The 21,328-nt window shown below is 62.1% G+C and carries 19 protein-coding genes; 18 read left to right on the top strand and 1 reads right to left on the bottom strand.

Annotated elements, in window-relative coordinates; translation table 11 throughout:
* Positions 1-19: 19 nt before the first annotated feature.
* From V8689_RS26765 to V8689_RS26800, 8 genes are all read left to right on the top strand, one after another.
* The gene (locus V8689_RS26765) at positions 20-1,225 is read left to right on the top strand and encodes a bifunctional cobalt-precorrin-7 (C(5))-methyltransferase/cobalt-precorrin-6B (C(15))-methyltransferase (protein ID WP_056782796.1); all 1,206 of its coding nucleotides are present in this window, start codon (positions 20-22) and stop codon (positions 1,223-1,225) included.
* Positions 1,222-1,941, top strand: a complete 720-nt coding sequence (locus tag V8689_RS26770; RefSeq protein ID WP_056782795.1) for a cobalt-precorrin-6A reductase — start codon at positions 1,222-1,224, stop codon at positions 1,939-1,941. The genes V8689_RS26765 and V8689_RS26770 overlap by 4 nt, the downstream gene beginning before the upstream one ends.
* Before the next feature lie 509 nt (positions 1,942-2,450).
* A complete protein-coding gene (locus V8689_RS26775) occupies positions 2,451-2,756 on the top strand; it encodes a DUF6392 family protein (RefSeq protein ID WP_177342980.1) in 306 nt (101 codons plus the stop codon).
* Positions 2,757-3,084: 328 nt separating this feature from the next.
* Positions 3,085-3,477, top strand: a complete 393-nt coding sequence (locus V8689_RS26780) for a DUF2946 domain-containing protein (RefSeq protein ID WP_056782794.1) — start codon at positions 3,085-3,087, stop codon at positions 3,475-3,477.
* A 47-nt stretch (positions 3,478-3,524) separates the two neighbouring features.
* Positions 3,525-4,007, top strand: coding sequence for a copper chaperone PCu(A)C (locus V8689_RS26785; RefSeq protein ID WP_056782793.1), 483 nt, complete (start codon positions 3,525-3,527; stop codon positions 4,005-4,007).
* A gap of 10 nt (positions 4,008-4,017) precedes the next feature.
* Positions 4,018-4,419, top strand: coding sequence for a DUF2946 domain-containing protein (locus tag V8689_RS26790; RefSeq protein WP_032893777.1), 402 nt, complete (start codon positions 4,018-4,020; stop codon positions 4,417-4,419).
* Positions 4,420-4,512: 93 nt separating this feature from the next.
* A complete protein-coding gene (locus tag V8689_RS26795; protein WP_056782792.1) occupies positions 4,513-6,573 on the top strand; it encodes a TonB-dependent copper receptor in 2,061 nt (686 codons plus the stop codon).
* A 118-nt stretch (positions 6,574-6,691) separates the two neighbouring features.
* Positions 6,692-8,074, top strand: coding sequence for a PepSY-associated TM helix domain-containing protein (locus V8689_RS26800; protein ID WP_056782791.1), 1,383 nt, complete (start codon positions 6,692-6,694; stop codon positions 8,072-8,074).
* Between the two features lie 15 nt (positions 8,075-8,089).
* On the opposite strand, the gene V8689_RS26805 is transcribed toward V8689_RS26800, so the two are convergent.
* Positions 8,090-12,646 carry a DUF4329 domain-containing protein gene (locus V8689_RS26805; RefSeq protein ID WP_056782790.1) on the bottom strand — a complete coding sequence of 1,519 codons (4,557 nt, stop codon included), beginning with the start codon at positions 12,644-12,646 and terminating at the stop codon, positions 8,090-8,092.
* Between the two features lie 256 nt (positions 12,647-12,902).
* Between V8689_RS26805 and urtA the strand changes: the two genes are divergently transcribed.
* The 10 genes from urtA (at position 12,903) to V8689_RS26855 (ending at position 21,292) form a co-directional block, all read left to right on the top strand.
* Positions 12,903-14,168, top strand: coding sequence for an urea ABC transporter substrate-binding protein (gene urtA, locus V8689_RS26810; protein ID WP_003188149.1), 1,266 nt, complete (start codon positions 12,903-12,905; stop codon positions 14,166-14,168).
* 166 nt (positions 14,169-14,334) lie between these two features.
* A complete protein-coding gene (gene urtB, locus V8689_RS26815; protein WP_044271067.1) occupies positions 14,335-15,837 on the top strand; it encodes an urea ABC transporter permease subunit UrtB in 1,503 nt (500 codons plus the stop codon).
* The gene (gene urtC / locus V8689_RS26820) at positions 15,837-16,904 is read left to right on the top strand and encodes an urea ABC transporter permease subunit UrtC (protein WP_056782788.1); all 1,068 of its coding nucleotides are present in this window, start codon (positions 15,837-15,839) and stop codon (positions 16,902-16,904) included. The genes urtB and urtC overlap by 1 nt, the downstream gene beginning before the upstream one ends.
* Positions 16,901-17,734: an urea ABC transporter ATP-binding protein UrtD gene (gene urtD, locus V8689_RS26825; RefSeq protein WP_162259471.1), complete on the top strand. Its 834-nt coding sequence runs from the start codon at positions 16,901-16,903 to the stop codon at positions 17,732-17,734. Before urtC ends, urtD begins: the two co-directional genes overlap by 4 nt.
* Positions 17,735-17,881: 147 nt before the next feature.
* Positions 17,882-18,580, top strand: coding sequence for an urea ABC transporter ATP-binding subunit UrtE (gene urtE, locus V8689_RS26830; protein WP_056782786.1), 699 nt, complete (start codon positions 17,882-17,884; stop codon positions 18,578-18,580).
* A gap of 30 nt (positions 18,581-18,610) precedes the next feature.
* Positions 18,611-19,450 carry an urease accessory protein UreD gene (locus tag V8689_RS26835; protein WP_056782785.1) on the top strand — a complete coding sequence of 280 codons (840 nt, stop codon included), beginning with the start codon at positions 18,611-18,613 and terminating at the stop codon, positions 19,448-19,450.
* 176 nt (positions 19,451-19,626) lie between these two features.
* Positions 19,627-19,929: an urease subunit gamma gene (gene ureA / locus V8689_RS26840; protein ID WP_003171437.1), complete on the top strand. Its 303-nt coding sequence runs from the start codon at positions 19,627-19,629 to the stop codon at positions 19,927-19,929.
* A 9-nt stretch (positions 19,930-19,938) separates the two neighbouring features.
* Positions 19,939-20,451 (top strand): GNAT family N-acetyltransferase, encoded by a 513-nt coding sequence (locus tag V8689_RS26845; RefSeq protein ID WP_056782784.1) that lies wholly within the window; start codon positions 19,939-19,941, stop codon positions 20,449-20,451.
* Positions 20,452-20,456: 5 nt separating this feature from the next.
* Complete coding sequence (locus V8689_RS26850; RefSeq protein ID WP_056782783.1) at positions 20,457-20,990, top strand: GNAT family N-acetyltransferase; 534 nt, start codon at positions 20,457-20,459, stop codon at positions 20,988-20,990.
* On the top strand, positions 20,987-21,292 hold the full coding sequence (locus tag V8689_RS26855; protein WP_034134776.1) for an urease subunit beta: 306 nt from the start codon (positions 20,987-20,989) through the stop codon (positions 21,290-21,292). The genes V8689_RS26850 and V8689_RS26855 overlap by 4 nt, the downstream gene beginning before the upstream one ends.
* Positions 21,293-21,328 lie beyond the last annotated feature (36 nt).

A 21,328-nucleotide genomic window follows, 5' to 3' on the forward strand; every position in this document is an offset into this window, starting at 1 on the left:
TGTCGTTCAAGGAATTGATATGTCGCCCTGGCTGACGGTTGTAGGCATCGGTGAAGACGGCTTCAAAGGCCTGGGCAGGAATGCCCGGCATGCCTTGCTGCGCGCCACGCGGATTATAGGTGCTCAGCGCCAGTTGGACCTGCTGCCGCTGTGTATTGGTGGTGAGCGCCAGCTGTGGCCGAGCCCGTTTTCCCTGGAGCCGGTGTTGTCGCGGCGTGGGGAGCCTGTGTGCGTCTTGGCCAGTGGCGACCCGATGTTCTATGGCGTCGGCGCCAGCCTGGCCCGGCACGTGGCGGCTGAGGAGTTGACGATTTTGCCCGCGCCCTCGTCGGTATCCCTGGCGGCGGCACGCTTGGGCTGGCCGTTGCAGGAGGTGGTGACAGTGTCCGTGGTGGCGCGGCCATTGGCGGCGATCAACGCACACCTGGCCAGTGGCGTGCGCTTGTTGGTATTGAGCAATGACGGCAGCAGCCCCGCCTTGATTGCCGCGTTGTTGACCGAGCGCGGTTTTGGCCCCAGCCGCATCCGTGTGTTTGAACACTTGGGCGGCCCGGCTGAACGGCGTATCGACGGGCACGCGCAAGCGTGGGAGCAGGCTGCGGTTGCCGATTTGAACCTGGTCGCCATCGACTGCCTGGCAGATGCCCACGCACCGCGCCTGTCGCGTCTTGCCGGCTTGCCGGACTCGGCCTTCCAACACGATGGCCAACTGACCAAGCGCGATGTGCGCGCCATGACCCTCGCCCGCCTCGCGCCCATGCCGGGCGAACTGTTATGGGACGTGGGCGCGGGCAGCGGCTCCATCGGCATCGAATGGATGCGCACCCATCCCAGCTGTCGCGCCTTGGCGATTGAAGCCGACACCGGCCGCCAGGGCCTGATCGAACACAACCGCGACACCCTCGGCGTGCCCGGCCTGCAACTGGTGCGCGGCAAGGCGCCGGAGGCGTTAACCGGCCTGGAAACACCGGACGCCATCTTTATCGGCGGCGGCGTCACCCGCGCCGGCGTACTCGACACCTGCTGGCAACAGCTGCGCCCCGGTGGTCGGCTGGTTGCCAATGCCGTGACCCTGCAAAGCGAAATGACCTTGATGAACTGGCGCGCCCAACATGGCGGCGAACTGACCCGCATCCATGTGGCCCAGGCGCAGCCCTTGGGCGAGTTCGATACCTGGCGCCAGGCGCTGCCGATCACGTTGCTGGAAGTGATCAAACCGTTATGAAAAGGATTCTTTTACTGGGCGGCGTCACCGAAGCGCTGGCCATCGCCCGCACCTTGGGGCCGCAGCATATCTACAGCCTGGCCGGCGTGGGCCGCGTACCAACCGACCTGAACTGCCAGGTTCGCGTCGGGGGTTACGGAGGCGCTGAAGGGTTAGCGCAGTTTATTCGTGACGAACGTATCAGCCTGATCCTTGATGCCACCCATCCGTATGCAGCGCAGATCAGCCAAAACGCGGCCCAGGCGGCGCGATTGAGCGATGTGCCTTGCTGGGCATTGCGCCGCCCGGCCTGGCAGCCGCAGCCGGGGGACGATTGGCGCGAGGTCGCTGACTGGGCCGAGCTGGTCGAAGCGCTCAAACCCTTCAAGCGCCCGCTGTTCACCTTGGGTCGCGAACCCTTACAGCACCTCGACGAAATCCCCGCCGAGCAGTTCTGGACCTTGCGCGCGCTGGATGTGTATCCCGGCAATGAGCGCTGTGAGGTGATCGGCGCACGCGGGCCGTTCCTCATCGAGGACGAGCGGGCGTTATTCGAAGAACGGCGGATTGATGTGCTGATCAGCAAGAACAGCGGCAGCGCCGCCACCGAGCCGAAGCTGGAAGTGGCGCGTGAGCGTGAGGTGCCGGTGCTGGTGTTGAAGCGGCCGGTGTTGGCAGCGGTGGATCGAGAGTTTACGGCAGTGCCAGCGTTGCTACAGGCAATCACCCTTTTCTAAACACCACCGCTCCCACACTTTGGAACTGCGTTATCAAAAGGCGGTAGTGGATCAGCCAGCAAAGGCGGTAGCTCAATCAACTGCGCAACGGTTCAACGAGAAGTTACCTACAGACGCACCGGAACCCGCTGACTACTGAGACGCGCAGCCCATGGCGATGATCCTCAACATTTCGTCAATCGACGTAAACATGAGGTTCAGCACATGAATGACAGGCCCGATAAGCATCCCTTAACTCGACCGGCCGAAGGCACGATAATCAAACACATAATCGCGAATCCAGAGTTTGCACACGCACTACGCCTTGAAGCCGACGCGCTGAAACCGGATGAGCCCGACGTTGCAGCACGATTAAACCATTGGCTGGAAAAAGCCCTATACCTGACTTGATTGATCGTTCCCACGCTCCGCGTGGGAATGCATCCTGTGACGCTCCGCGTCACGGCTTTAAAAGCGGACGCAGAGCGCCCAACGCGGCATTCCCACGCAGAGCGTGGGAACGATCAACCATGAGATTGGAGCGAATCGTTTTTTGCCTGATTTCACTGGCACAAGGCGAGCCCAAGTATTCCGGTGAACTGCCTGTACCCCTCACCCTCTCAATGAACCAAGACAGCATCCGAAAAACGCTTGGAACACCACACGAGTCCAAAGGGCCAGTGAAATTACCGTTACCGATTGGAGCTTCAGGTGGATGGGATTCCTATCGACTCAGCTTGGAAACCCACTCAAACGCAAGGATTGCCGTGCAATATTTATCCGATAAAACCGTATGTGGTTTAGCGTTCACTTTGGTTGATATGGGCCGCGATTGAACGCGTTGACCACCCTATTACCAAGCGCACATCAATGAACGCGCAAACGATTGAGTGGAGGGCTGGGCAGGTGGGAGCTGGCTTGCCTGCGATGCAGGCTACTCGGTCTTCCAATTGGAACGCGGTGATGCTATCGCAGGCAAGCCAGCTCCCACAGTGTTCAGCGTCGCCTGGTGCGCTGCGTCCCTTCTGCAAAATTGGCAAGCGGCCGTTCTCGTCTATCCTCAAACCCACGACTGCGACACCAAACCACACCCGCCCTTTTTACTTATCCCCCTCGATCAGGCTAAATACCCGCCTGATCGTTTAACCCTACGGATTATCCGCCATGGCCCGTCAACGCTTTGCAATTGCCTGGATCGCCTGCCTTGCAGTGCTGTTCAATGCGTTTGCCATGCCGTTGGCCAGTGCGATGCAGCAGACCGATGACCCGGTCAAGCGTCTGATGTGGGGCGGGTTCTGCTCGTCCAATGGCGCCAGCCTCAAGGCGATTGCCCTGGGCAAGCTGGAAATCCCGGCACCGCCGGATGATCACTCGGCTATGCAGCATTGCTGGTGTTGCTCGGGTTCGGCGCCGTTGGTGGCGTTGCCGGGGCATGTGCCGCAGTTGTATGTGACGCGCTTCGAGGCGGTGCAGAGCCTGCCGCCGCGCTTACTGCGCAATCCCACCCCGCGCCAGCAATGGCCGAGCCTTAACCCGCGTGCCTCTCCAACGGTCTGAGCTTCTTCGCAAGTGAACTGCGTTTAGAACCGTTCTGGAGAACTGCCATGCTCAAATCTTCCCTGCTTCTGGCTGCGTTGCTGCTGCCGGTGTTCAGTGCTGCCAATGCCGAGGACTACAAGGCCGGCGACTTGGAGGTCAGCAATCCCTGGTCCCAGGAATTGCCGCCGAATGCGCCCACTGTCGCGGCGTACTTTGTGATTCATAACACCGGGGCTACCCCGGATCGCCTGCTCGGCGTTGAAACCAGCGTCGCAGAGAAAGCCGAGTTGCATGAGCATGTGATGCAAGGCGACCTGATGAAGATGCAACAAGTGCCCAGCGTCGCCGTACCGGCCGAGGGTGAGTTGACCTTCGCACCGATGGCCTATCACGTGATGTTGCTGGGCCTCAAGGACCGCAGCCTGTTGGCCGATGGCAAGCAATTCCCGCTGACCCTGACCTTCGAGAAAGCCGGCAAGGTCGAGGTGCAAGTGTCAGTGCACAAAGCGCCACCGATGGCTGGCCACGAGCATATGCACGCTCAGTAAGCCAACCTCGATGGGCGCCCCTCGCGCCAGGTTGTCTCCCCACTACCGCGTGAAGCGCGGCAGTTGGATCAGCCTGTTCGCCATGCTGATGATCTTTATCGGTCCGCTGATTTCCCAGGCGATGCCGATGGATCATCACGCCGGTATGTCCATGGAAATGCCCATGGAGATGCCGAGCGACCACGGCGAATCCCATCACACCAAAGCCCCAGCCGAACACCACGCACTCTGGGCCAAGTGCGGCTATTGCGACCTGCTATTCAGCTGCCCGGCCCTGCCCGGCAGTGTGTCATTCGTGGCCCTCGGCACCCCGCCGCCCGCCAACGCCCTCACCCCCGCCACGCGCCTGGGCCATGCCCGGCAGAGCATCTTCCCCGGCGCCCGTAGCCGCGCGCCGCCCATCGCTTCGTAAGCCCTTCACAGCGTTACTTCACCCCGGCCGACTTTAGACAGACAGCCGTAGGCTGCTGGCCGTGTTGTTTACGATTGATTGATGGAATTTGTCATGTCCAGGTTTTCTGCTGACACCCGTTTGGGAAGTACTGCCCTGCTCACCGCGTTATGCGGCGCACTATTGGCTGCCCACGCTCACGCCGACGAGCATGAGCTGAGCCCCACAGTGATCACCGCGATTGCCCCCAGCTCGCCGCTGACCGTGGTCACCAACCCCAAAGACCCACGCCAACCGGTGCCCGCCAGCGATGGCGGCGACTACCTCAAGACCATCCCAGGCTTTGCCCTGGTGCGTAACGGCGGCACCAATGGCGACCCGGTATTACGCGGCATGTTCGGCTCGCGCCTGAATATCCTCACCAACGGCGGCATGATGCTCGGCGCCTGCCCGGGCCGCATGGATGCGCCAACTTCGTATATTTCGCCGGAAACCTACGACAAGCTCACCGTGATCAAAGGCCCGCAAACCGTGCTCTGGGGCCCGGGCGCGTCTGCCGGCACCATCCTGTTCGAGCGTGAGCCGGAGCAGTTCGGCGAGCTGGGCACGCGGGTCAACGCCAGCGTATTGGCCGGCTCCAACGGGCGTTTCGACAAAGTCATCGATGCCGCTGCCGGCGGGCCATTGGGCTACGTGCGGGTGATCGGCAATCAGGCCCACGCCGACGATTACAAGGACGGCAACAACGATACCGTCGCCTCGCGCTATGACAAGTGGAACGGTGACGTGGCCGTGGGTTTCACGCCCGACGCCGACACCCTGCTGGAACTCACCGCCGGGCGTGGCGACGGCGAGGCGCGCTACGCCGGGCGCGGCATGGATGGCTCGCAGTTCCTGCGCGAAAGCCTGGGGCTGCGTTTCGAGAAGTCCAATATCGGCGAGGTGCTGGATAAGGTCGAGGCCCAGGTCTACTACAACTACGCCGACCATGTGATGGACAACTACAGCCTGCGCGTCCCGTCGGGCACCGGCATGATGGCGGGCCCCATGGCGTCCAACGTCGACCGCCGCACCCTCGGTGCGCGCATCAAGGCGACCTGGCGCTGGGCCGATGTGCAATTGATCAGCGGCCTGGATGCACAGACCAATGAACACCGTGCGCGCAGCAGCATGGGCATCGACACGTACAAGGATTTGCCGCGCAACAAGGACGCTAATTTCCACAACTACGGCGTGTTCGGCGAATTGACCTGGTACGCCGCCGACAACGATCGCCTGATCACCGGCGCACGCCTGGACCGCGCCTCAGCTAAAGACTTCCGCCAACGCACCGGCTCGGGAATGATGTCGCGCCCGAACCCGACTGCCGGCGACACCCGCGCCGATACATTGCCCTCGGGCTTTGTGCGTTATGAGCACGACCTGGCGGACAGCCCCACCACGCTGTATGCCGGCCTGGGCCACGCGGAACGTTTCCCGGATTACTGGGAACTGTTTTCCCCCAACACCGGCGCGGCCGGTTCAGTGAATGCCTTCGACGGCGTGAAACCGGAGAAAACTACACAGCTCGACTTCGGCGCCCAGTACAAAAGCGCGGATCTGGAAGCCTGGGCCTCGGGCTATGTCGGCCAGGTACGTGACTTCATTCTGTTCGACTACAGGCCCGGCATGATGGGCACCACCTCCCAGGCGCGCAATGTAGACGCACGCATCATGGGCGGCGAAGTGGGCGCGGCGTACAAGCTGAGCCAACACTGGAAAGCCGACGCCAGCCTCGCCTATGCCTGGGGCAAGAACAGCAGCGACGGCAAGGCCCTGCCACAAATGCCACCGCTGGACACACGCCTGGGCCTGACCTACAGCCAAGACGACTGGAGCGCCGGCGCCTTGTGGCGGGTAGTTGCTGCGCAAAACCGCATCGACCCGAACAAGGGCAACGTGGTCGGCAAGGACTACGACAAAAGTGGCGGCTTTGGCGTGTTCTCGTTGAATGCGGCATACCGCATCAACAAGCACTTCAAGGTCAGCACCGGGGTCGACAATTTGTTTGGCAAGGCTTACGCCGAGCATCTGAATCTGGCCGGTAACGCAGGCTTCGGCTACCCGGCGAACGACCCGCAGGCCATCAAGGAGCCGGGGCGTACGCTCTGGACCAAGGTGGACATGAGCTTCTAAAAGCATCGCAGGCAAGCCAGCTCCCACAGGTGCGGTACAGTCCCATGTGGGAGCTGGCTTGCCTGCGATGACGATGTAACAGACCAAGAAAAATCAAAAGCCTTATGCGGAGCACCCGATGACCACGCAAAAGATCTCCTTCTACAACCTGGCCTGGCGCTGGCACTTTTACGCCGGCCTCTTTGTCGCCCCCTTCATGGTGCTGCTGGCCCTCACCGGCATCATCTACCTGTTCAAACCCCAGCTCGACCCGCTGATGTACGGCCACCTGCTCACCGTGCCCGCCGCCGAACACGCGCTGAGCGCCGACGAGCAACTGCAGCGCGCCCAGGCCGCCTACCCTCACGCCGCGATCAGTAAATACCTGCCCCCTGCCGATGCCACTCGCAGCGCGCAGTTCGTGATGCGCAACGACGCCCACGAAGTGACGGTGTTCATCGACCCCTATCGCGGCACCGTCCTCGGTGAGCAGGACGCAAATAACAACCTGCAAGCCATCGTCCGCGCCCTGCACGGCGAGCTGATGATCGGCACCGTCGGCGATCGCCTGATCGAACTCGCCGCCGGCTGGGGCGTGATGCTGGTGGTGTCCGGCCTGTACCTGTGGTGGCCGCGGGGCAAGTCCTCGGCCGGGGTGTTGTGGCCGCGCTTCGGCAGCCGTGGCCGCTTGTTCTGGCGTGACCTGCACGCTGTCGCCGGGTTCTGGGGCGCGGCGTTCCTGCTGGTGATGTTGCTCAGCGGCATGACCTGGACCGGCTTCTGGGGCAAGCAATACGCCGACCTGTGGAACACCTTCCCGGCAGCGATGTGGAACAACGTGCCGCAGTCCGACCAGCAGGCCCGTGTACTCAACACGGCTACCCAGCAAACCGTGCCCTGGGCCCTGGAAAACACGCCGATGCCGATGTCTGGCGACCACGCCGAACATATGAACCACGGTGCGATGCACGCAGGCCCGGCCGCACCCACCGTGCGCCTGCAACAGGTGGTCGACCTGGCCAATGCGCGCAAGGTCGAACCCGGCTACAGCATCACCTTCCCCACCACCGCCACAGGTGTGTTCACCGTCGCGGTGTTCGCCGACGACCCGCGCAACGACGCCACCCTGCACGTGGACCAGTACACCGGCAAGGTCCTGGCCGATGTGCGCTGGGATCATTACAACCTGGTCGCACGCGCCACCGAGACCGGCGTGATGCTGCACGAGGGCAAAATGTTCGGCTGGGTCAACCAACTGATCGTGCTGGTGATCTGCCTGATGATTCTGCTCAGTGCGGTCAGCGGCGTGGTGATCTGGTGGAAGCGTCGGCCACAAGGCGGGCTGGGCGTGCCGCCGCTGCGTCACGACTTGCCCAAGTGGAAAACCGCGATGGTGATCATGCTTGGGCTGGCGATCATTTTCCCGTTGGTGGGGGCTTCGTTGATCGCCGTGTGGGCATTGGATCGCCTGGTGCTGTCACGTGTTCTTGGCCACAGAGAGCCCACTTCAGGCTCCGCCTGACGCAGGCAGTAGTGTTCACAACTCATCCTTGGGGGGACGACTGATCGACAGTTTCAACTGAGCCCCCAGGACCCCACGCACAGTCCAGAAATCCCCACTGCGCACCACCCGCAGCTCGCCGATTCGCGCGAGCTCGGAGATGAAGTGAGAAGGTGTCGGGGCCTGCGCGGTATAACCTGTTTGTGCCGACCATTTGCCGGGGACTGCAAGCAGGTTGTACTCCTCGTTGCTCCAATGAGGTGCGTAAGCCAGCAATGCCCCGTCCCTTGCGGACAGATAGAACGAGACAATCGGCAAACCCTTTCGCTTCAAATCGTGAATGTAGTACGCCAGCTCGCGCCACGATACGAAGTGATTGCGAAAAGCGCTCTGCGCCGCGTCTTCCGGCTGATCCAACCCCGCATGGAACAGTAGATGGGCTGCGGTGATCCGGTATTTGTCCGGCAACCCACGGCCATCAAACAAGCCTTCAGCATGCGTGGAGGGAAATCCATTGTCCGGCATTGGCAATACGGGAAGATGGCTGCTGCCCATAGGATCCGACAACAGTGCACTCAGGTATTGCTGGCCCGTGTAGCCGCCGACAGACGACTGAGAGAACCACGCGGCATCGTCGCGGTGAGCATGCAGCGGCCCCAATGCCAACTCGTGCTCGCCCGCAGGCTTGACTGCGCGTGAGAGGCCCGGCTGCCACTGAGCACCCACTACGCCCGTACCGAGCCAGTTCGCGCTGGACTGCAACACCCGCAGTTCACCTGCCACCGCGACACGGCGGATGTAGTCAGACGGGCTCAATAAGCGCAGGCGCAGATTGACTGCATCGCTGTATGAGAGACCGCGCGTATCGCGCACGACAAATTTGAGCAAGGCCCCGTCCACACAAGACAGGTACACCGGCAACGCCGAACGATCGGCCGTGGCCTGCAGTTGACGAGATGCGCCGAGCAAATCGACCGGCGAGAACAACCCTCGGTATACATCGTCCCCGGTACGTACACCCCCCGTTGGAAAAAAATCCGCCTGCTCAGGCACGCAGATATACATACCTGCCAAGGCGTAGCGATACGGATAGCCTGCACTGCTGAATACCCGGCGGCGAGCCAGTTTCGACCCGCCGTCGCTCACCGGCAATGTCGCCACGTACCCTCCGTTACCCATCGACTTGAGGATATATCCGAACATCAACTCCGAACGCTGCGCCCGTTGCTCGTGGACATACCGCACGGCATCGTCGACCTGAATGAACAGCGGGCTGCACGCTGGGTCATGACGCGCCTGGACATACTGGCCGTCACTTTTCGCTGGCGTGGCAAACGCACTCCATCCCGAAACCTCCCCAGGCCCGCCCCACATCGCACTGCCCAGCACCACATTCAGGGTAAAGCTGCGGGCAATACGATTGACGTACTCCGAAGGGGCCAACTCGCCCGCCCGTATCTGGCGCTCCAGTGGTGCTGTGAGCCACTCATGACGGCTTCTGGGGCGGGTGACCAGTTGCTGCTCGGTGATCTGCGGGTACTTGACCCGCGGCTCAGGCCACAGGCGGGTCAACGAACCGTCAGGCCCCAGCAGGTAGTGATGCAGGCGCTTCTCACCGGGCGCCAATGCATGGGCCAGCAGACGGGTGGAAAACGTATTGCTGTACACCGATGCTTCAGCCGCCGTCAGCAAAAACGGCCACTGGGACGCTGGCCGTGAGTGATAGCTGGCTACCACTGTGGTGCGTATGGGGTACTGCCCCCGCGTCACCAACTCATCAGGGAAGATCCATTTGAGGTCGAAGACTTCATCGGCAATCACCAAGGGCTCGGTGGCCATGAAACCGCCGTCATCGCGTCGCAGGATGAGGCCGCCGTACATCTGCGCCTGCGTCGCGGCCACACGCCGCCGCACGTAGCGGGCAGCGTCGTCCATCGACACAAAGACCGGGCTCAAGCGACGTCGTGTCAGGTTGGCATACGGGTTCCATAACCGGCTCACCGCTCCGGTGCGGTCCCAGCATGGACTCTGCGTGACCACACGCAGCTCGCCCGCCTCGGCGACCTTGCGAATAAACCTCAGCGGTTCAAGGGTGCCGCCCTTCAACTTGGCCTCGATCGTCTCCAGGCTGTCGCCCACGCTTTGCGAATCAAACAAGGACTTGGGCGAAGACGAGCGATAGCACAGCAAAGCCCCCTCGGGTGTCGCGATATACACCGCCGCGCCCAGGGCGGAGCCGCGTGTGATCAAGCGTGCCTGGGATACGGCGATGTCCAGGTGCGCAGGCAGCATAAAGCAGCGCTCCAGCCAGGCCGAAACACCATTGCCTGCCCATTGGTTGGTGTAATAAAGCGCTTCACACTCAAACCCCTCAGGTAGTTGGTAAGTACCAGGGCCGGTACTCGCGTACAGGCTGGCAAGGGTCAGCATCGGTGACTGCCGCGAAATCGGAACACATTCACTCGCCACGTAGTCATTGCGCGACGTGTGTTTGAGGATAAAACAGAAAAAATAGCGGTTTTGCTCCTGGTTGTAAGGGACTCGAGCGAGCGCATCCAAGGCCGCCGCGTCGGCGCTTTCAAACAGTGCGCCATGGCTCGGCTGTTCGGGACGCTGCCAGGCAGTGCTACGCAGGTACGGGCCCCAATCCAGTTCGATTGGCCCGCTCGGCCCCCACAACGCATTGCCGATCACCACCCGCAAGGTGCCGGCCTCGGCCAGTTTGCGCACCACATCGGCGGGCTTCATCGTGCCATTGGCCAGGTTCTTGGCAATCTGGCTGGTACCGCTGATGGCCTCGGCTTGCCAATGCAGTACCCACTCGGCCGTCGTGTGGCCCGGCTGGTAGGCGATCAGGCTGTCCTCGGCGGCGGATAGATAAGCGGTTACTTCGGCCTGCAAAATCGGGTGTACATCCAGGTCGCGGAACATCTGCCCGTAGACCTCGGCATCCTGGCGGCTCCACTTCAACGTCAGCGCCTCGGCGGGGTCGGCCAGGGACAGGGCGGTGCGTGAGCCGTAAAGCCCCTGCAAGCGGCACCCGGCGTGCAGAATGATCGGCGCACCTTGCCGATCTTTGGGGTAAAGCCCCGCAAAGGCGAACGGCCATGGCCCAGTCGCCACAGGCTCGGTCGCCACATAACGACCATCCGCGCGTTGCAGGATCGTCCCGCCATATTCGCGATCACGACGTGCGCCGATCCGTTCATGGGCATGACGGGCCGCATCATCGGCACTGAGAAAGCCACGGCTCAAGCTGGGCAGGGCCGCCTGGGAGTAGGGTTTCCACTGTGCATCGATCACACCGGCACGGTCCCACAAGGCACTGGTTTTCTCGACACTCAACTCCCCGGCTGCCGCGACCTTCAAAACGAACGCCCGGGTCAACAGCGTGCCGGACTGCAAAGCCGCCTGAGTGCCGTTGTCACCCACTTCACCCGTGCTCGACCGGGTAAACAACGCCGTCTCCGCCGCCGAGCCTGAAAACCTGTAGCGCAGGATCGCCTCGTCGCGCATGCGGATGTACAACGACGCCCCCAGGGTAGATTGAGCCCCCCGCGCGTACTGACGAAATTGCGCGATATGCGTGGCCAGCTCCAACGGGCTGACAAAATTTTTATATAGCCAGGCATCCAGGTCAGGGTATTGGCCGGGCAAGGGCCGGGAGTGAAAGTAGATACCCAGCAGGTGAAGCCCGGTCGGCAACAGCGGCAGTTGATCACCGACGTCGCTGGTGAGTTCCGGCTGCGCCGCCACAAACAACTCTTGCAGATCATGCTTGAGCAACAGAACCCGCTGCCGGGCGGTGGGAGTACGCTGGATACGCGACCAGGCATACGACAAAGCCTGCTCAACGCTGGTGAACACCGGCCCGCAGGGCAATGGCATCGGCGACGCACTGAAGGGCTGGTAAGGTTGCCAATCGGCGGGAACGTCACCTGTCGAACCGCCCCACGCTGGGCTGGACTGCACGAAGGTCAACAGGCCCACCAATGCCAGCTTTTTGTAGATGCCTTCCAGCGTTCCATCATGGGCATGGGGCGAGGACCACGGCCCATTAGTATCCAGCCAGTGCACAAACCCCGCTTCGGCGGCGGAGTTGCTCGGTGTGTAGCGCAACAGTGCGCCATCTGGCCCCGAGAGATAAGCCTGGGTAAAACGCGCACGGTCCTGATGATTGAAGTAAATATCCGGCGTGGAATAAAAACTCATGAACGCCTGCATCTGCTGCAGCGTCCACTTGGGGTAAGTACGTTTTACAAAATCCAGAGAACTGGGGTGAGAGTGCAGGCTCGCCACAATCTGGTAGCCCTCGGGGTTCACGAACTCGCCGGCGGCATGTTCGCGGTCCAGCAACAGATTCCAGTCGAACGTGGTGGGCTTGCCCGCGCGCGGTTCGCTGGCAACGTACAGGTTATCGCTCAGGCGCCGCAGAATGACGCTGGCGTATTCCACGTCACGCTGGTTACCGATTTGCTCGTGAATATAACGCGCGGCATCGTCAGTGCTGATAAAGGCGGGGCTGAGCTGCCCCAGTTTGGCGTGGCCGCGCGGCAGTGCCGCGCGTTTGTCACGCGCAGAAGAATCGTCCATGAAAGCACCTGGATAGTCGAAAGAAGTGACCATCGTGGAATACCCGTGCGCCAAGCTTGCGCTGCATATTGCTCCCGGCGCCCTTTTTTGAGGCGCGTCACGCCTGCGTCCTCTCTTGCAGCGCCAGGCTGGTGCGTAACCGCCGCTGCCTGGCCCTGAATCCCCGTTAAAACCGCTGCGGCAGGTCGCAGGCACAGCCTTTGCAAAGCGCTGTGTATCTGCCCCATAACAACTATTGGTTTACGGAGATCGCACCATGAAGCGTCGCAGCTTGATCAAGGCTTTCACTTTGTCGGCATCCATTGCCGCCATGGGTTTGACCTGGACCGTCCAGGCCGCCGAGACCATCAAGGTCGGCATCCTGCACTCGTTGTCCGGGACCATGGCGATCTCCGAAACCTCGCTTAAAGACATGGCGCTGATGACCATCGACGAGATCAACGCCAAAGGCGGGGTGAACGGCAAGATGCTCGAACCGGTGGTGGTAGACCCGGCGTCCAACTGGCCGCTGTTCGCCGAGAAAGGCCGGCAACTGCTGACCCAGGACAAGGTCGCCGTGGTGTTCGGCTGCTGGACCTCGGTGTCGCGCAAATCGGTGCTGCCGGTGTTTGAAGAACTCAACGGCTTGCTGTTCTACCCAGTGCAGTACGAAGGCGAAGAGATGTCGCCCAACGTGTTCTATACCGGTGCGGCGCCGAACCAGCAGGCGATCCCGGCGGTGGAATACCTGATGAGCGAAGAAGGCGGCAGCGCCAAGCGTTTCTTCCTGCTCGGCACCGACTATGTGTACCCGCGCACCACCAACAAGATCCTGCGCTCGTTCCTGCATTCCAAAGGCGTGGCGGATAAAGACATCGAAGAGGTGTACACCCCGTTCGGCCACGCCGATTACCAGACCATCGTTGCCAACATCAAGAAGTTCTCCGCCGGTGGCAAGACGGCTGTGGTCTCCACCGTCAATGGCGACTCCAACGTGCCGTTCTACAAAGAGCTGGCCAACCAGGGCCTGAAAGCCACCGAGGTACCGGTGGTGGCGTTCTCGGTGGGTGAAGAAGAACTGCGTGGCATCGACACCAAACCATTGGTGGGCAACCTCGCGGCCTGGAACTACTTCCAGTCGGTGGAGAACCCGGTGAACCAGAAATTCGTGGCCGACTGGAAAGCCTACGCCAAGAAACACAACCTGCCGGGCGCCGACAAAGCCGTGACCAACGACCCGATGGAAGCCACCTACGTGGGCATCCATATGTGGGCGCAGGCGGCGGAAAAAGCCAAGTCCACCGACGTCGACAAAGTGCGTGAAGCCCTGGGCGGCCAGACCTTCGCCGCGCCGTCTGGCTTCACTCTGACCATGGACAAGACCAACCACCACCTGCACAAGCCGGTGATGATCGGTGAGATCCAGGCCGACGGGCAGTTCTCGGTGGTGTGGCAGACCGAAGCGCCGATTCGTGCACAGCCGTGGAGCCCCTACATCCCGGGCAATGACAAGAAGCCGGACTATGCCGTGAAGAGCAACTAAAGCCCCCACAGCTCAAATGTGGGACATGGTCACTGTGGGAGCTGGCTTGCCGGCGATGCAAACAACTCGGTGTGCCTGACACACCGCAGCGATGCCATCGCAGGCAAGCCAGCTCCCACACACAGCCTGCTCCCACACTGTCCCCGCATGACCAGGACATTTTTATATGCCCACTGCCCTCCACCGCCTCATCCTCGCCCTGCTGTTGTTGCTGCCCTTTGGCGCACACGCCAGCGACGCCGAAGACTTCCTTGCCGCCAACCCGGTGCAGCAAGCCAAACTCCTGCAGGACTGGGCCGCCCAACCCGACCCAACGCGTATCGAGCTGGTAGATGCCCTTGAGCAAGGCCAACTCACGCTCAACGGCGAAACCAAGACCGTGCGCCTGAACAACCGCCTGCGCGGCTTGATCAATAACGTGCAAGCCAGCCAGCAACTGCTCGCCGCCGACCCCAAGGTGCGCCTGGAAGCAGCGCGCACCCTGCAAAAAAGCGCGGTGCCTGCACAACTGAAATTCCTCGACCAGCAGGTCGCCGCCGAGACGGATGAGCAGGTGCACAGCGCCCTCAGCCTGGCCCTGGCCAACCTGCAACTGGTCGACCCCGACCCGGTGGTGCGCCTGGCGGCCGTGCGCTTGCTCGGCAGCACCGGCGACCCGCTGGCCCGCACACGCCTGGAAGCGCTGCTGGCACCCGGCGTGGAAGCCGACGCGGCCGTGCATACCGCTGCTGAAACCAGCCTGGCCCAGGTCAAACGCAAACTGATGATGGGTGAAATCCTCGGCCAGGCGTTCAGCGGTATGTCCCTGGGCTCGATCCTGCTGCTGGCGGCCCTGGGGCTGGCGATCACCTTCGGCCTGCTCGGCGTGATCAACATGGCCCATGGCGAGATGCTGATGCTCGGCGCCTACTCCACCTATGTGGTGCAGTTGATGATGCAGCGCTATGTACCCCAAGCCATCGAGTTCTACCCGTTGATCGCGTTGCCGGTGGCGTTCTTTGTCACTGCGGCCATCGGCATGGCGCTGGAACGCACAGTCATCCGTCACTTGTATGGCCGCCCGCTGGAAACCCTGCTCGCCACCTGGGGCATCAGCCTGATGCTGATCCAGCTGGTGCGCCTGGTGTTCGGCGCGCAGAACGTCGAAGTGTCGAACCCGGCCTGGCTGTCCGGCGGCATCCAGGTGCTGCCCAACCTGGTGCTGCCGTACAACCGCATCGTCATCATTGCCTTTGCGCTGTTCGTGGTGGTGCTCACCTGGCTGCTGCTGAACAAGACGCGCCTGGGTCTGAACGTGCGCGCCGTCACCCAGAACCGCAACATGGCGGCCTGCTGCGGCGTGCCCACCGGGCGTGTGGACATGCTCGCCTTTGGCCTCGGTTCCGGCATCGCGGGCCTTGGCGGCGTGGCGCTGAGCCAGATCGGCAACGTCGGCCCGGACCTGGGCCAGAGCTACATCATCGACTCGTTCCTGGTGGTGGTGCTCGGCGGCGTCGGCCAGTTGGCCGGCAGTGTCATGGCCGCCTTTGGCCTGGGGATCGCCAACAAGATCCTCGAACCCCAGATCGGCGCCGTGCTCGGCAAAATCCTGATCCTCGCGCTGATCATTCTGTTTATCCAGAAACGCCCGCAAGGACTCTTCGCACTGAAAGGACGGGTGATCGACTGATGAACCAGCCATTGATGCTTACGGCCACGCAAAAGGCCGGCCCCAAAGTCACGATTGCAGCCGGTGCGGTCATCCTGCTCCTGCTGCTGGCGTTGCCCTTGTGTTCGCTATTGTCTGCCGACAACCCACTGCATGTGTCGGCCTACACCCTGACCCTGGTGGGCAAGATCCTCTGTTACGCCATCGTCGCCCTGGCGCTGGACCTGGTGTGGGGTTACGCCGGGATGTTGTCCCTGGGCCACGGTTTGTTCTTCGCCTTGGGCGGCTACGCCATGGGCATGTACTTGATGCGCCAGGCGTCTGGCGATGAGTTGCCGGCGTTCATGACCTTTTTGTCCTGGACCGAATTGCCCTGGTACTGGGCCGGCACCGACCATTTCCTTTGGGCGTTGTGCCTGGTGGTACTGGCCCCCGGTGTGCTGGCCTTGGTGTTCGGTTTCTTCGCCTTCCGCTCGCGGATCAAGGGCGTGTATTTCTCGATCATGACCCAGGCCCTCACGTTCGCCGGGATGCTGTTGTTCTTTCGCAACGAGACCGGGTTCGGCGGCAACAACGGCTTTACCAACTTCCGCAGCATCTTAGGTTTTGGCATCACTGAACCGGGCACGCGGGCGGTGTTGTTTATCGCCACGGTGGTGTTGCTGGTGGCCAGCCTTTACATCGGCTGGCGCCTGGCGAAAAGCAAGTTCGGGCGTGTGCTCACCGCCCTGCGCGATGCCGAGAACCGCCTGATGTTCTGCGGTTACGACCCACGCGGTTTCAAGCTGTTCGTGTGGGTGTTGAGCGCGGTGTTGTGCGGCCTTGCCGGCGCACTGTATGTGCCGCAGGTGGGCATCATCAACCCCAGCGAAATGTCACCGACCAACTCCATCGAAGCCGCCGTGTGGGTGGCGCTGGGCGGGCGTGGCACGCTGATCGGGCCGCTGCTCGGCGCTGGCGTGGTCAATGGCATGAAGAGCTGGTTCACCGTGGCCTTCCCCGAGTACTGGCTGTTCTTCCTGGGGGCGCTGTTCATCATCGTCACCCTGTACCTGCCCAAGGGCGTTATCGGCCTGCTGAAGAAATGAGGAACGTCATGCTTGAACCTATTTTCGACGCAGGCAGCGGCCGCGATGCGATTGGCATCGGCCAGGTCGCGGGCAAAGGGCTCAACACCCGCCACGGCACCATTCTGACCCTGGAAGATATCAGCGTCAGCTTTGACGGTTTCAAGGCCCTCAACGACCTGAACCTGTACATCGGCGTCGGCGAGTTGCGCTGCATCATCGGCCCCAACGGCGCGGGCAAGACCACGCTGATGGACGTGATCACCGGCAAGACCCGCCCCAGCCACGGCAAGGCCTGGTTTGGCGAAACCCTGGACCTGACCCGCATGAGCGAAGTGCAGATCGCCCAGGCCGGCATCGGGCGCAAGTTCCAGAAGCCCACGGTGTTCGAAGCCTTGAGCGTGTTCGAAAACCTGGAGCTGGCGCAGAAGACCGACAAGTCGGTGTGGGCCAGCCTGCGTGCGCGCCTGAGTGGCGAGCAAAAAGACCGCATCGCAGAAGTGCTCGACACCATCCGCCTCGCCGCTTCCGTGCATCGCCCCGCCGGTTTGCTGTCCCACGGCCAGAAGCAGTTCCTGGAAATCGGCATGTTGCTGATGCAAGACCCGCAACTGTTGCTGCTCGATGAACCGGTGGCAGGCATGACCGACGCCGAGACCGAGTTCACCGCCGAGCTGTTCAAGCGCCTGGCCGGCAAGCACTCGTTGATGGTGGTGGAACACGACATGGGGTTTGTCGGCTCGATTGCCGACCACGTGACCGTGTTGCACCAGGGCAGCGTGCTGGCCGAAGGGTCGCTGGAACAGGTGCAGGAAAACGAGCGGGTGATCGAGGTCTACCTCGGCCGCTAACGCTGACACGAACGGCTGATCGTTCCCACGCTCCGCGTGGGAATGCCAAGTTGGACGCTCCGCGTCCCGCTGAGAAACGGTGACGCAGAGCGTCACGGGATGCATTCCCACGCAGAGCGTGGGAACGATCATTTAGGAGAATCGAACATGCTGCAAGTCGACAAGCTGCACCAGTACTACGGCGGTAGCCACATCCTGCGTGGGCTGTCTTTTGACGTGAAGATCGGCGAAGTCACCTGCCTGCTCGGGCGTAACGGCGTGGGCAAGACCACCCTGCTCAAGTGCCTGATGGGCCTGTTGCCCGCCAAGGAAGGCGCGGTTAATTGGGAAGGCAAGGCCATCACCGGCTTCAAGCCGCACCAGCGCGTGCATGCCGGCATCGCCTACGTGCCCCAGGGCCGGGAGATATTCGGGCGGCTGACGGTGGAAGAAAACCTGCTGATGGGACTGTCGCGCTTCCCCGGCTCCGAAGCCAAAGAGGTGCCGGCCTTCATCTACGAGCTGTTCCCGGTGTTGCTGCAAATGAAGCATCGGCGCGGCGGTGACTTGTCCGGTGGTCAGCAACAACAGTTGGCGATTGGCCGTGCCCTGGCCAGCCGCCCGCGCCTGTTGATTCTCGATGAGCCCACCGAAGGCATCCAGCCGTCGGTGATCAAGGAAATCGGCGCGGTGATCAAAAAGCTCGCAGAGCGCGGCGACATGGCGATCCTGTTGGTGGAGCAGTTCTATGACTTTGCCGCTGAACTGGCAGACCAGTACCTGGTGATGTCCCGCGGCGAAATCGTGCAGCAGGGCCGTGGTGAAAATATGGAAAGCGAGGGTGTGCGTGGGCTGGTAACCATCTAATCTGTAGCCTCCTAACGATAAGCCCACACCATGAACCTGCCCGTTACCCCTGCCCTGTTCACCCCCAGCTGGCACGCCGCGCTGGAACTCGGCTACGCGCGTGTCGACAACACCACGCGCCCGGTGCTGCGCCGCCACCTTGGCCCGCTGCGGGTGCAAAAACACCTGTACGCCGAAGGCCCCGAGGTGTGCCAGCACATCATCGTGCACCCGCCCGGCGGGATTGCCGGTGGCGATCGCCTGGACATCAGCGCCCATGTCGGCACAGGGGCCTGGGCCCAACTGACCAGCCCCGGCGCGGCCAAGTGGTACCGCGCCAGCGGCCCGGCGTTTCAACAACTGGAACTGACCGTGGAAGCCGGCGCGACCCTGGAATGGCTGCCCCAGGAAACCATCGTGTTCAGCGCCGCCCAGGCCGAACTCACCACGCGAGTCGAGCTGTCGGGCGATGCGCGGTTGTTCTACTGGGATGTGGTCGCCCTGGGCCGCCCGGCCAGTGGCGAACGGTTCGACCTGGGCCACTTTCAATCGCACCTGGACATTCGCCGCGACGGCCAGTTGCTCTGGCACGAACGCCAGCGCATTGTGGGCGCCGATGGGTTGCTGGATTCGCCTATCGGGCTGGATGGGCAGCCGGTGTTTGCCACGTTGCTGGTGACCGGTGAAGTCGATGCGCAATTGCTGGAACAATGCCGCTCACTGCCCCACGCGGTGCGCGGTGATCTGACCCAATTGCCTGGCTTGCTGGTGGCGCGGTGCCTGGCCAGTGAAGCGTTGCTGGCGCGGGGATGGTTGATTGATTTATGGAAGTTGCTACGCCCGGCAGTGCTGGGGCGAGAAGCAGTCGCACCACGAATCTGGAGCACATGATGATCAAAATGTGGAACCTGCTCCCTGTGGGAGCTGGCTTGCCTGCGATGGCATCACCTCGGTACATCAGAAACACCGAGTCGCCTGTATCGCAGGCAAGCCAGCTCCCACATAAATCAGCTTCACATGGGATCTTCTTTGTATTTAAGAATGAATTTTATGAAGGACCCTGAACCATGGACCTGACCCCACGGGAAAAAGACAAACTGCTGATCTTCACCGCAGGCCTGGTCGCCGAGCGGCGCCTGGCGCGCGGGGTGAAGCTCAACTACCCGGAGACCATCGCTTATATCTCCGCCGCCTTGATGGAAGGCGCCCGCGATGGCCGCACCGTGGCCGACCTGATGCACTACGGCACCACCCTGCTCAGCCGTGAACAAGTGATGGAAGGCATCCCGGAAATGATCCCGGATATCCAGGTGGAAGCCACGTTCCCCGACGGTACCAAGCTGGTCACCGTCCACCAGCCCATTGCGTGAGGCGCGGCCATGATTCGTGATGCAACCGAACACGACCTGCCAGCGATTCGCGCCATCTACAACGACGCGGTGTTGAACACCACGGCGATCTGGAACGAGCAACCGGTGGACCTGGCCAACCGCCAAGCCTGGTTCAGTGCGCGCCAGGCCCAGGGCTATCCGATCCTGGTAGCGGTGGAAAACAACGAAGTCACCGGTTATGCCTCGTTCGGCGACTGGCGCCCCTTCGAAGGCTTTCGCTACAGCGTCGAGCACTCGGTATATGTGCGCAACGACCAGCGCGGCAAAGGCCTCGGCCCACGGCTGATGGCTGCGTTGATCGAGCGCGCGCGCACCTGTGGCAAACATGTGATGGTCGCAGCCATCGAAAGCGGCAACCTGGCCTCGATCCGCCTGCACGAACGCCTGGGTTTTATCACCACCGGGCAAATGCCCCAAGTGGGTATCAAGTTTGGCCGCTGGCTCGACCTGACCTTTATGCAACTGACCTTGAACCCGGGCGCACAACCGCCCAAGGAGTGACATCGATGAGCGCTGCACAACTGCGTCGAGTCAATGCGGAAAGTTTTGCTCATTACCGGCGGGGCTTGATCGAGCTGTTGCTGGACGCGGTGCAGCATGGCGCTTCGGTGGGCTTCATGGCCGACTTCGATGAAGCCCAGGCCCGGGACTACCTTAGCGGCGTGCAAGCCGGTGTCGAGGACAGCAGCCTGCTGCTTTGGGTGGTGGTGCGCGACGAGCAGGTGATTGCCAGCGTGCAACTGGCGCTGTGCCAGAAAGCCAACGGCCTGAACCGCGCCGAGGTGCAAAAGTTGCTGGTGCACAGCAGCGCCCGTCGCCATGGCCTGGGCCAGCAATTGATGAATACCCTGGAACTCGCCGCGCGCCAGCACAAGCGTGGCCTGCTGTACCTGGACACCGAGGCCGGCTCCGGCGCCGAAGCCTTTTACCAGTCGCTGCGCTACACCAAGATCGGTGAGCTGCCCGACTATTGCCAAAGCCCGGACGGGCGCTACAGCCCGACCGCCATCTACTTCAAGACCCTGGGGCAACCTGCATGATTCCTGGTGAATATCAGATCCAGCCTGGCGAGATCGAACTGAATGTCGGCCGCCGCACCCTCACCCTCGGCGTGGCCAACAGCGGCGACCGCCCGATCCAGGTGGGTTCGCACTACCACTTTTTCGAAACCAATGACGCGCTGGAATTCGACCGCGCGGCCAGCCGTGGCATGCGCCTGAATATTCCGGCGGGCACGGCGGTGCGGTTTGAGCCGGGGCAGCGTCGGGAGGTGGAGTTGGTGGAGTTGAGTGGTGCAAGGCGGGTATTTGGGTTTGCAGGGCGGGTCATGGGCGACCTTTAGGGCCTCATCGCAGGCAAGCCAGCTCCCACAGCTGGA

Source organism: Pseudomonas sp. AK181 (assembly GCF_051122975.1).
GTDB lineage: Bacteria > Pseudomonadota > Gammaproteobacteria > Pseudomonadales > Pseudomonadaceae > Aquipseudomonas > Aquipseudomonas lactis.

Bases quoted from the DNA above. Each gene is read 5' to 3' on its own strand.
- V8689_RS26765 (WP_056782796.1), top strand. From the start codon at position 20: ATGTCGCCCTGGCTGACGGTTGTAGGCATCGGTGAAGACGGCTTCAAA.
- V8689_RS26770 (WP_056782795.1), top strand. From the start codon at position 1,222: ATGAAAAGGATTCTTTTACTGGGCGGCGTCACCGAAGCGCTGGCCATC.
- V8689_RS26775 (WP_177342980.1), top strand. From the start codon at position 2,451: ATGAGATTGGAGCGAATCGTTTTTTGCCTGATTTCACTGGCACAAGGC.
- V8689_RS26780 (WP_056782794.1), top strand. From the start codon at position 3,085: ATGGCCCGTCAACGCTTTGCAATTGCCTGGATCGCCTGCCTTGCAGTG.
- V8689_RS26785 (WP_056782793.1), top strand. From the start codon at position 3,525: ATGCTCAAATCTTCCCTGCTTCTGGCTGCGTTGCTGCTGCCGGTGTTC.
- V8689_RS26790 (WP_032893777.1), top strand. From the start codon at position 4,018: ATGGGCGCCCCTCGCGCCAGGTTGTCTCCCCACTACCGCGTGAAGCGC.
- V8689_RS26795 (WP_056782792.1), top strand. From the start codon at position 4,513: ATGTCCAGGTTTTCTGCTGACACCCGTTTGGGAAGTACTGCCCTGCTC.
- V8689_RS26800 (WP_056782791.1), top strand. From the start codon at position 6,692: ATGACCACGCAAAAGATCTCCTTCTACAACCTGGCCTGGCGCTGGCAC.
- V8689_RS26805 (WP_056782790.1), bottom strand. From the start codon at position 12,646: ATGGACGATTCTTCTGCGCGTGACAAACGCGCGGCACTGCCGCGCGGC.
- urtA (WP_003188149.1), top strand. From the start codon at position 12,903: ATGAAGCGTCGCAGCTTGATCAAGGCTTTCACTTTGTCGGCATCCATT.
- urtB (WP_044271067.1), top strand. From the start codon at position 14,335: ATGCCCACTGCCCTCCACCGCCTCATCCTCGCCCTGCTGTTGTTGCTG.
- urtC (WP_056782788.1), top strand. From the start codon at position 15,837: ATGAACCAGCCATTGATGCTTACGGCCACGCAAAAGGCCGGCCCCAAA.
- urtD (WP_162259471.1), top strand. From the start codon at position 16,901: ATGAGGAACGTCATGCTTGAACCTATTTTCGACGCAGGCAGCGGCCGC.
- urtE (WP_056782786.1), top strand. From the start codon at position 17,882: ATGCTGCAAGTCGACAAGCTGCACCAGTACTACGGCGGTAGCCACATC.
- V8689_RS26835 (WP_056782785.1), top strand. From the start codon at position 18,611: ATGAACCTGCCCGTTACCCCTGCCCTGTTCACCCCCAGCTGGCACGCC.
- ureA (WP_003171437.1), top strand. From the start codon at position 19,627: ATGGACCTGACCCCACGGGAAAAAGACAAACTGCTGATCTTCACCGCA.
- V8689_RS26845 (WP_056782784.1), top strand. From the start codon at position 19,939: ATGATTCGTGATGCAACCGAACACGACCTGCCAGCGATTCGCGCCATC.
- V8689_RS26850 (WP_056782783.1), top strand. From the start codon at position 20,457: ATGAGCGCTGCACAACTGCGTCGAGTCAATGCGGAAAGTTTTGCTCAT.
- V8689_RS26855 (WP_034134776.1), top strand. From the start codon at position 20,987: ATGATTCCTGGTGAATATCAGATCCAGCCTGGCGAGATCGAACTGAAT.